Origin of the sequence: Bacillus sp. 522_BSPC (assembly GCF_001076885.1) — a bacterium.
In the GTDB taxonomy this organism is placed as follows: domain Bacteria; phylum Bacillota; class Bacilli; order Bacillales; family Cytobacillaceae; genus Niallia; species Niallia hominis.
Map to the genome: position 1 here is coordinate 1 of NZ_JVDT01000224.1, position 4130 is coordinate 4130.

The 4130-nt window shown below is 32.1% G+C and carries 3 protein-coding genes and 1 pseudogene; 3 read left to right on the top strand and 1 reads right to left on the bottom strand.

Annotated features, from left to right (window positions below):
• The 3 genes and pseudogenes from ADJ83_RS27025 to ADJ83_RS18330 form a co-directional block, all read left to right on the top strand.
• Positions 1-78, top strand: a pseudogene (locus ADJ83_RS27025) (IS200/IS605 family transposase); the annotation flags it as partial.
• Positions 79-273: 195 nt separating this feature from the next.
• Positions 274-1647, top strand: a complete 1374-nt coding sequence (locus ADJ83_RS18325; RefSeq protein WP_081836741.1) for a hypothetical protein — start codon at positions 274-276, stop codon at positions 1645-1647.
• Between the two features lies 1 nt (position 1648).
• A complete protein-coding gene (locus ADJ83_RS18330) occupies positions 1649-2713 on the top strand; it encodes a hypothetical protein (protein WP_031540308.1) in 1065 nt (354 codons plus the stop codon).
• Positions 2714-3036: 323 nt separating this feature from the next.
• Here ADJ83_RS18330 and ADJ83_RS18340 read toward each other — a convergent pair whose 3' ends face one another.
• Positions 3037-4053 (bottom strand): IS1595 family transposase, encoded by a 1017-nt coding sequence (locus tag ADJ83_RS18340; RefSeq protein ID WP_048717680.1) that lies wholly within the window; start codon positions 4051-4053, stop codon positions 3037-3039.
• Positions 4054-4130: the final 77 nt, after the last annotated feature.

The window sequence follows — 4130 nt, forward strand, 5'->3', positions numbered from 1 at the left end:
GCAGAACAATTAACGATAATGGAATATATTGATCCATTTACAGGGGAAGAAGTGAAGAAAAAGAAACGAAATAATTAGGAGAGAAGGCCTTTGAGGTCTGGCCAGTAGAAGTAGTACAAATGGCGAACCTTTCAGTAGCCCTTTAGGGTTTGGTCAGTAACAAAGGCTTTCAGCCGCAGAGAAAACCACCCGTTCTCACGGGTGGTCCTTATTTTCTCACATTTCAAATAGTGAGTTATACTTTAAATATATATTGAAGTAGGAGGTAGACCAGTGTATATACCACTTGATGAAAAATTTACATGGATACCAAGAGAAGTTTCAATAGAAAGTGAAAGGATTGGTGGAAGGTTAGAAGCAGGTAATATCGTTATTATTGGATTAAGAGATAATAAATCTAAATTGATTATTCCACATCCAATATCAAATTTTATAATTAAGTGTTTTGTAAATAAGCAGTTATCACCAAGTACTCAACTAAGGGCTGGAAGGATTATATGTATGTTTTTAAACTATATTTATACTCAAATAGAGGATGATGATTCAGGAGAGTATAGTAAATTAGAGGAAAAGGGTATAAGAGCATTAGAGCTAAAGCATGGGGCTAACTTTATAACCTATGGAACTTATTTGGGTAGAAATTCAGAAACAATTGATTATTGGGAAAAAACACTAACTAGATTCTATAACTTTTTAAAAGAACAAGATTCAATTGACCAAGACCCAAAAATAATAAAAAAAATCAATAAAAATGGTAAGGAAATATTAATTTCACCATTTGGAGATTCTGTATTGGATATTGAAAGACCAAATAAGAAAAATGATAATGATATGACTACCTTAAAAGATTTTGGGGAAGGAAGACTAGAACTCGCTAAGCTGTTTATTAATATTGCTCAAACTCATGCAGAAGATATTGCACTAGGAGTTTACTTTCAATTCTTTGGTGGGTTAAGAGTAGGAGAGGTAGTTAATTTAACAGAAAGTTCATTAAAACCAAGGGGCTATAGGGGGACTGAAAACAAATCATTTTTTGTTAATATTGATGATAACCAAGATAAATTGTTTCCCAATTTAAAAAATAACCAGTATAACCAAGTAAAAAGACCAAGACCTCAATTTATTATCCATTCAAATTTACTACAAAAATTATATGATGATCATATTACAAAACTTGAAGAATTAAAAAGTAAGAAAAAATTAAAGGTAGAAGATGCATTATTTGTATCGTATAAAACTGGTGTACCAATAAGTGGACCAAATTATGCAAATAAATTTAAGCGTGTAAAAAAAATATTTTTGAATGAGTTAAGAAAGGAAAGATACTATGAGGATGTAGAATTTCTTGAATCTTTACCTTGGGGTACACATATTGGTAGAGCTGTTTTCACAAATATGTTAATCGATCAAGGCTTAGGTATTGAAGAATTAAGAGATTCACGTGGAGACAGAAGTTTGTTGTCTGCTATGGCGTATTTAGAACGAAGGGTAACAAGAAAAAAAATTAAAGAAATGATGGAAAAAGTAGCAACTAAAATTGGTAATGAAGAAGATCAAGATGATGGTATTTATTTGCAACAAGCACTAACGCGTGAGCAGAACATCGAAATATACAATAAAGTTATGAGTAATTGGAGAGGTTTCTAAAATGTTAGTAAAAATAAGGGAACTATGTGATAAAAACAGTCCCTATTTTCAATTAGGTGTTCGTTGGAAAGGGACTGAAATATTACAAAAACATGGTGTCTTAGAAATTGTAGACATTAATAATGTGAAATATGTTGAATATGAAAAATTATTAAAACATGTTGCTTGGGAGAAAAATTTTTTTAATGAATATTTTATAGACTTGGATGTGTGGTCAAAATTAGGGTCCAGCGCTAATAAAGATAGTTTGCGTTCTTCTGGGGTGAAAAAATTAATTTCCTTAGCAAATCAGGGCCTTATTGAAATGGTTGAATTAGATTACCCACTTGTTTCAATAAGAGACAACAAATACAAAAATATAAAAAGGTTTTTTAAGAAAGCAAGTCTTGAATATTTTTTAAATGATTATATTAATTTAAATGAGGCTATGAAAATAATAGGAAAATCAAGTCCTCAGTATACTTTAAAAATCTTAATGAGCAAAGATATAGAAGTTGTAAAGCTTTCAGAAAAATATGATATGACGTTTGTTAATAAGAAAGCAGTTTTACATTTAGTAGAAAGTGGTGAGAATAAGCTTTCAAGCGTAGAAAATAGAAAACAATTAAATATATCTGATATGCAAGAATATATCAGTAGTAATCAATCCAGATTATACTTGGGCTTTACAAAAAAGAAATTTGAACAAATTCAAAATATAGGAATTCTAAACGTTGAAACTATTGTGGAGAATGGTAAAAATTTATATAAAAGATCACATATTGAGGATTTCAAGAAAAAACAAGAAAAATGGGAACAAGATTTTATAAAAAAGCACTATATAGATTTAGAGGTGTGGGGAAAATTTGGTTCAAATTCCTCAAAAGATTCTCTTAGGTCAAGTGGGATATTAAAATTAATTGAACTTGCTAATAAAGGGAAAATAGAACTAGTGGAGATGAAGTATCCACTAATTTTTATTAAAGAAAAGAAATACGAGAATATTAAGCGCTTCTTTAAAAAAGATAGCATTGAACTGTTCTTATTAAATCATTTTGGCTCTTTTCTAAAAGATTGTTGCTTATAAATTAAAAAAATGTATATTATACTAACAACAAGAAAAATTTGTTAATATCTAATTAGGAGGTGTTTTTTAAATGAAATTAAAGGGGTTCATAGTTACTTTTGGGTCGTTTGCACTGGCAACAGCCTTACTTTACTTGCTTGGTTATGTGTTTACTATTCCTTGGTTAATGTTTCAATACGAGTACACAAATAATGCAAGTGGGTTCTTTGTTACAACAGGGTCGTTAGTTCCCTTAATAATCGGTTTGGTGATAAGTTTTATGTCCGAAAAAATTTATCTATACAAGTACCGACAAAAACTTGGTTGATTTAAACCAAGTTTTTTTACGCTCTTAGTTTAGCAACAGTTGTGAAATTTACTCGTTGACAAGAACTTAGAAGCATTTGCTTAACAACTTTTTTGGAAGGTAATTGCTTGTTTAGTTCCATATAACAATGCCAAAATAGGTAGTTATCAAGATATTTAGTTGCTACTCCTTGAAATCTATCCATCCACTTCTTCAATCGCTTGTGATAACCATTGACGTGTTGGATATGGTAAATACCTTTCTTCTTGTACTGCTTTTTACTTACGTTGATGGCTTCGTGTTGCAGACTTTTCATTTGAGCAAACTTTTTATAGTTTGTAGCGGTATCTGTGCATAACAAAGCAGAGGTATCGATGTACTTGCCCAACACCTCGTCTATTTCGATAGCAGTAATACGCCCTTTCCCTGCCTTTTGAGAGAATATTTGACCGTTTCTATCGTGAGCCACTACGACACAGATTTGCTCCTTCGATATACCTCGCTTTTTAGCAACTCCACCACGTTTGCGAGCCTTTCTGTGTGTAATCATCTTTTTTCCCTTGTCACTTTCCAAGAAGAATGTTTCATCACTTTCTACAATGCCTTGTAGAGTTTGATGACCAAGTGAACGAACCGCATTCAGGATTTTATGTCTCCAATAAAATGCCGTTGAAACGTGAATTTTAAGTGCCTTTGCTATTTTAGGCAGACTTAATCCTTCAATCATCATTTTGTAATAATCAAGCCATTTGTGAGGGTACTTAGTTCCTGATAACGGGCTACCTGTCATATCGTTAAACGATTTTCCACAATCCTTACAAAGATAGCGTTGGCGTGAACGGTATTTGCCATTACGTTTAACAGACATACTACCGCAATAAACACAAGCTAAACCGTTAGAAAAACGAGTTTCACGAACCTCGCCAACCATCTTGGAAATATCGGTTTTAGGCTCTGGAAACAGGTCTTGTTGTAGAGCTTTGAACAATTCCAATTGTTCGCTCTTGGATAAAGAATGAAAATCTTTATAAACATCGTGCCAAACCATCGCCATCAGGAACACCCTTTCCGCAATTTTTGACACCATTATACATTATTTTTTTCATAGCCACAATTTATACGAAAACAGCC